Origin of the sequence: Rhodococcus tukisamuensis NBRC 100609 (assembly GCF_001894985.1) — a bacterium.
Classification (GTDB): domain Bacteria; phylum Actinomycetota; class Actinomycetes; order Mycobacteriales; family Mycobacteriaceae; genus Rhodococcus_G; species Rhodococcus_G tukisamuensis.
Map to the genome: position 1 here is coordinate 62,504 of NZ_BCXG01000011.1, position 5,724 is coordinate 68,227.

Here is a 5,724-nt window from a genome sequence, read left to right on the forward strand (position 1 = left end):
TTTTCGAGGGAGATTCATGCCGGTCGAGACCGCCGTAGTAGTCCTCGCTGCGGGAGCGGGGACGCGAATGCGGTCCAAGACCCCCAAGGTGCTGCACACCCTGGGCGGTCGCACGATGCTCGCCCACTCCCTGCACGCAGCGGCCGAACTCGAGCCGGCCCACCTGGTCACCGTGGTCGGTCACGCCCGCGAGGCCGTCGGCGCCGCGGTCGCCGAGGTCGCGAAGGAACTGGACCTCGAGATCGCCACGGCAGTCCAGGAAGAGCAGAACGGCACCGGCCACGCGGTCGCGTGCGGCCTGAGCGCCCTGCCGGCAGACTTCGCCGGCACCGTGGTCGTCACCTCCGCGGACGTGCCCCTGCTCGACGGCCACACCCTGCACGGACTGCTCGACGAGCACCTGTCGGCGCCGACGCCTGCCGCGGTGACCGTGCTGACCTTCGTTCCTGACGACGCGAACGGCTACGGCCGCATCGTCCGGAATTCGGACGGCGATGTCATGGAGATCGTCGAGCATGCCGACGCAACGCCGCGGCAGGTCATGATCACCGAGGTCAATTCGGGTGTCTACGCCTTCGATGCCGCGGTGCTGCGGCACGCACTCGGCCGACTCAACACCCACAATGCGCAGCGAGAGCTGTACCTCACCGACGTGCTGAAGATCGCCCGCGAGACCGGTCGCGACGTCTACTCAGCCCTGCTCGCAGATCCGGTGAAGGTCGCAGGCGCCAACGACCGGGTGCAGTTGGCGGCCTTGGGTCGGGAGATGAACCGCCGCATTCTCGAGACCCACATGCGAGCCGGCGTGACCGTGATCGACCCCGCCACGACCTGGGTCGACGTCGGCGTGACCATCGGCCGCGACGTCACCCTCGAACCCGGCGTCCAGCTACGCGGACGCACCACCATCGACGAGGACGCGGTCGTCGGCCCGGACAGCACGCTCACCGACGTCACCGTCGGAGAAGGCGCCACCGTCGTCCGCACGCACGCCGACCGGTCCACGATCGGTGCGGGCGCGACCGTCGGGCCCTACACCTACCTGCGTCCCGGCACGGTGCTCGGCGCCGCCGGCAAGCTCGGGGCCTTCGTCGAGGTGAAGAACTCGGAGGTGGGTGCGCACTCGAAGGTGCCGCACCTGACCTACGTGGGCGACGCGACCATCGGCGACCACAGCAACATCGGGGCGTCGAGCGTGTTCGTCAACTACGACGGGGTCGGCAAGAGCCGTACCGTGGTGGGGTCGCACGTGCGGACGGGGTCGGACACCATGTTCGTCGCTCCGGTGCAGGTGGGTGACGGTGCTTACACCGGAGCCGGAACGGTGCTGCGGTTCGACGTTCCGCCGGGGGCGCTCGCCGTCTCCGGAGGCAAGCAGCGCAATATTGAAGGCTGGGTCGAGCGGAACCGACCCGGCACTGCGGCGGCCGAGGCGGCCTCGCGGGCACAGCAGCAACACATCGAGAACACGAACAAGGACGGCGAAGAGCAGTGACCGCGAATTGGATCGACAACCAGAAGAACCTCATGCTCTTCTCCGGTCGCGCCCACCCGGAACTGGCCGAGCAGGTGGCCAAGGAACTCGACATCCAGATCACCCCGCAGACGGCCACGGACTTTGCGAACGGCGAGATCTTCGTCCGGTTCGAGGAATCGGTGCGCGGCAGCGACGCCTTCGTCCTGCAGAGCCACCCCGCGCCGCTGAACCAGTGGGTGATGGAGCAGCTCATCATGATCGACGCCCTCAAGCGTGGATCCGCCAAGCGCATCACCGCGGTGCTGCCGTTCTACCCGTACGCCCGGCAGGACAAGAAGCACCGCGGCCGTGAGCCCATCTCGGCCCGCCTGATCGCGGACCTGCTCAAGACCGCGGGCGCGGACCGGATCATCACCGTCGACCTGCACACCGACCAGATCCAGGGCTTCTTCGACGGCCCCGTCGACCACATGCACGCGCAGGGCCAGCTCGCCGAGTACGTGCGTGAGAACTACGGCACCGAGAACATCTGCGTGGTCTCCCCGGACGCGGGCCGGGTCAAGGTCGCCGAGAAGTGGGCCGACGCCCTCGACGGCGCGCCGCTGGCGTTCGTGCACAAGACCCGCGACCCGCTGGTACCCAACCAGGTCAAGTCGAACCGGGTCGTCGGTGACGTCAGCGGCCGCACCTGCGTGCTGATCGACGACATGATCGACACCGGTGGCACCATCGCCGGCGCGGTGAAGGTGCTCAAGGACGCCGGCGCGGGCGACGTCATCATCGCCACCACGCACGGGATCTTCTCCCACCCGGCCGCCGAGCGGCTCGCGTCGTGCGGCGCCAAGGAGGTCATCGCGACCAACACGCTGCCGATCCCCGAGGAGAAGCGTTTCCCGACGCTGACCGTCCTCTCGATCGCCCCGCTGCTCGCGCGCACCATCAAGGAGGTCTTCGAGAACGGCTCGGTGACCTCGCTCTTCAACGGCATCGCCTAGTCGCTTCGCGCTCGTGCGCGTTTGACGTGTCTACGGACCCGTCAAACGCGCACGAGCGTTAGCCTTTCCCTGTGGTGTTCACAGGATTTCCCGTCGCGGCACTCGACTTCTACGAGGATCTCGAGGCGGACAACAGCAAGAGTTGGTGGACCGCGCACAAGGCGGTCTACGACGAGTGCGTCCGCGCGCCGATGACCGAACTGCTCGCCGAACTCGAGCCGCAGTTCGGGGCCGGCAAGGTCTTCCGGCCGTACCGCGACGTCCGGTTCTCGAAAGACAAGACCCCCTACAAGACCCATCAGGGCGGCTTCGTCGACGTCCGCTCCGGCCTCGGCTACTACGTCCAGGTCGACGCCTCCGGGCTCTTCGTCGCGGGCGGCTTCTACCAGCACACCCCCGACCGGGTCGCCCGGTACCGCGCCGCGGTCGACGGGGCGCTGCGTGGCGGGCAACTCGAGCGCATCACCGCCGACCTCCGCACCGCGGGATTCGAGATCGGCGGGGACCGGCTCAAGACGCGGCCGCGGGGCTTCGCCGCCGACCATCCGCGGATCGATCTGCTGCGTCACCGCTCCCTCACCGCGGGCCGCGCGTTCGGCGCCCCGGAGTGGCTCGCCACCGCCCGCGCGGCCGCCGAGGTGGCCGCCGCCTGGGCGGCGCTGACGCCGCTCGTGGAGTGGTCGTCGGACGTGCTCGGCGATCCGTCGTAGCGGTACAGACCGCCCGGAATCTTCTTGCGCGACAACCGTTTGTGCGCTATGAGGCCTCGCCGCCGGGGCGGTGACCATGAGATTGATCACGCTGGAACGGAGAAATGCAGGTTCGTAACGATCCGGTGTCGTGCGCCGTCGCGCTCTGCCCTATTGTCATGCGCTGTGATTGACGCGCAGACTCTCGATGTCCCGGCCGGAACCACGACGATGCAGGCGGCCCGACGTTGGGTTCCCGGCGCCTGCGTCTGGTGCGGTGACGACGACTCGGTGGAGACCTACCGCAACGAGCCTCGCTGCGGCACCTGCCGCACGAACGAGGAGATCATCGAAGGCGCGCGACGCTTCCTCGGGATGTACGGTCTGCGCCCGCTCGGCGGCACGCTGCAGTCCGACGACGAGGAGGAGCGCGAGTGGCGCGTCACCGCTCGCGACGCGCGCGCCGCGTTGAACGGCACCCGCCTGCAGAACCCGCCGGACCCGGCACTCGTGCGCAAGGCCCTGCGTCCGCGTGCGGCCGCTGTGGTCGCCGAGACGGCCGCACCGGCCCGCCGTGCGGCCGCACCCCGGTCCACCGCCGCCGGCGCGTCTGCGTCGACCTCCGGGGCCACCAAGACGCCGGCTGCGTCGGCGACCACGACGGTGGACCTGGCCACCCTCGAGGCTCGCGTCACCGGACTGCTGGACCAGCTCTCCTCGGTCGACGAGCAGATCACGGTCGCGGAGACCGGCCAGGGGCTCGCCGCCCGGGCCCGCCTTGCCGACCTCGGCAACCAGAAGACCTCGATCCTGCGCATGCTGGCCGCGCTGGAGAAGACCCGCCGCGGCCTGAGCAACTGAGTTGACAGGCAACTGAGATGACCTACGCCCCATGCTGATCCGCGACGCCGGCCACGACGACCTGCCGGGCATCCTCGAGATCCACAACGAGGCCGTGCGCAACTCCACGGCCGTGTGGGACGAGGAGACGGTGGACGTCGAGGACCGGCGCGCGTGGCTCGAGGGGCGACAGGCGTCCGGGTTCCCCGTGCTGGTCGCGGTCGACCGCGACAAGGTGGCCGGGTACGCGTCGTACGGGGCGTGGCGTACCAAGAGCGGCTACCGGCACACCGTGGAGAACTCGGTGTACGTGCACGTCGACCACCACCGCAAGGGCATCGCGAAGGCGCTGATGGCGGAGCTGATCGAGCGCGCCCGCGCCGGCCGGGTGCACGCCGTGGTGGCGAACATCGAGTCGACCAACACCACATCCATCGCACTGCACGAACGGTTCGGCTTCCGCGTCGTCGCGCAGATGCCGGAGGTCGGCGTCAAGTTCGGCCGCTGGCTGGACCTGACGATCATGCAGCTGACGCTGCCCGTCGAGACGCCGCCGGAGTAGCAGTCGGCCGGTCCCGACCAGCTGCGAATCAGTTGAGGGAGTCGGCGATCATGGGCCAGGAGTTGTGCAGGTCGTCCTGCCAGTAGCCCCACGAGTGGGTGCCGGTGGGCCGGAAGTCGTAGGTGGCCGGGATTCCCAGCGCATTCAACCTGTCGGCCAGCCGATGCGTGCACTCGTTGGTGCCCGCCTCGATGACTCCGCCCACGATCACCTGGTTGGCCAGGACGCCCGGGTCTCCGTTGACCCCCGGTGCGTCGAGGGTCTCGTGGGGGCCGGGCATCCCGGTGCCGTTGGTGATGTACAGGTTCATACCGCGCAGCTTCTCGGCGTTGACGACGGGGTCGTTGGCCACCCAGTCCGGACTGTCGGGCGGTCCCCACATGTTTTCGACGTCTCCGCCGCGGAAGCCGACGACGAAGTTGACGTAGTCGCGGCCGGGCGCGGTGCTGGTCTCGGCGCACCCGCTGAAGGCGCCGACCGTGCGATACAACTTGGGGGCGGCCTGGGCCAGGCTCAGGACGGAAGTCCCCGACATCGACAGTCCTGCGATGGCGTTGACCCCGGTCGTCTCGAGCGTGGCGTCGACGATCGGGGGAAGTTCCTCGGTGAAGAAGGTGGTCCACTTGTTGAGGCCGAGGACGGGATCGGGCTTCTCCCAGTCGGTGTAGTAGCTGTAGGCGCCGCCGACCGGGGTGACGACGTTGACGTTCTTGTCGGCGAAGAAGCCGACCACATCGGTCTTGGCCTGCCAGGTTGCCGTGTCCTCGCCCCCACCGGCACCGTTGAGCAGGTACAGCGTCGGACGGGGCACGCTGGGATCCGCGGGGCGGATCACCTCGAGCAGGACCACCTTCTCCATCGCTGCCGAGTAGACGTACATGTTCAGCTGACGGTCGCCGACCTCTTCGACGTGGTCGAGGACGGATCCGTCTGCCGATGCAGGTTTCTCGGCTGGGAGGGTTCGCCACGCGTCCGCCGACGCCACCCCCCCGAAGAGGCTCGACGCGGCGATGACGGCAACGACGAGGAAGGTCCGGCAGTGTCCGATCGCGTTCATGGTCGCTCCTCGCACTTTGACTGCGATGCCCGACGGCGGTTCGGTGATGCTGAAGAACAATCCCTCTGAGGGTAACCGGAAAACACCACCCCCACGAGCAAAGT

General features: G+C 68.6%; 6 protein-coding genes. 5 read left to right on the top strand and 1 reads right to left on the bottom strand.

The window, feature by feature from the left end; genetic code table 11:
• Positions 1 to 16 precede the first annotated feature (16 nt).
• The 5 genes from glmU to RT2_RS13890 all read left to right on the top strand — a co-directional run bounded on the left by glmU (position 17) and on the right by RT2_RS13890 (position 4,563).
• Positions 17 to 1,495 carry a bifunctional UDP-N-acetylglucosamine diphosphorylase/glucosamine-1-phosphate N-acetyltransferase GlmU gene (gene glmU / locus RT2_RS13870; protein WP_072845372.1) on the top strand — a complete coding sequence of 493 codons (1,479 nt, stop codon included), beginning with the start codon at positions 17 to 19 and terminating at the stop codon, positions 1,493 to 1,495.
• Positions 1,492 to 2,472 carry a ribose-phosphate diphosphokinase gene (locus RT2_RS13875; protein WP_072845373.1) on the top strand — a complete coding sequence of 327 codons (981 nt, stop codon included), beginning with the start codon at positions 1,492 to 1,494 and terminating at the stop codon, positions 2,470 to 2,472. Before glmU ends, RT2_RS13875 begins: the two co-directional genes overlap by 4 nt.
• 74 nt (positions 2,473 to 2,546) lie before the next feature.
• Positions 2,547 to 3,182: a DUF2461 domain-containing protein gene (locus tag RT2_RS13880; RefSeq protein WP_072845426.1), complete on the top strand. Its 636-nt coding sequence runs from the start codon at positions 2,547 to 2,549 to the stop codon at positions 3,180 to 3,182.
• Positions 3,183 to 3,347: 165 nt separating this feature from the next.
• Positions 3,348 to 4,022: a hypothetical protein gene (locus RT2_RS13885; protein WP_072845374.1), complete on the top strand. Its 675-nt coding sequence runs from the start codon at positions 3,348 to 3,350 to the stop codon at positions 4,020 to 4,022.
• Between the two features lie 31 nt (positions 4,023 to 4,053).
• On the top strand, positions 4,054 to 4,563 hold the full coding sequence (locus RT2_RS13890; protein ID WP_072845375.1) for a GNAT family N-acetyltransferase: 510 nt from the start codon (positions 4,054 to 4,056) through the stop codon (positions 4,561 to 4,563).
• Positions 4,564 to 4,591: 28 nt separating this feature from the next.
• On the opposite strand, the gene RT2_RS13895 is transcribed toward RT2_RS13890, so the two are convergent.
• Positions 4,592 to 5,620: an alpha/beta hydrolase gene (locus RT2_RS13895; protein WP_072845427.1), complete on the bottom strand. Its 1,029-nt coding sequence runs from the start codon at positions 5,618 to 5,620 to the stop codon at positions 4,592 to 4,594.
• Positions 5,621 to 5,724: the final 104 nt, after the last annotated feature.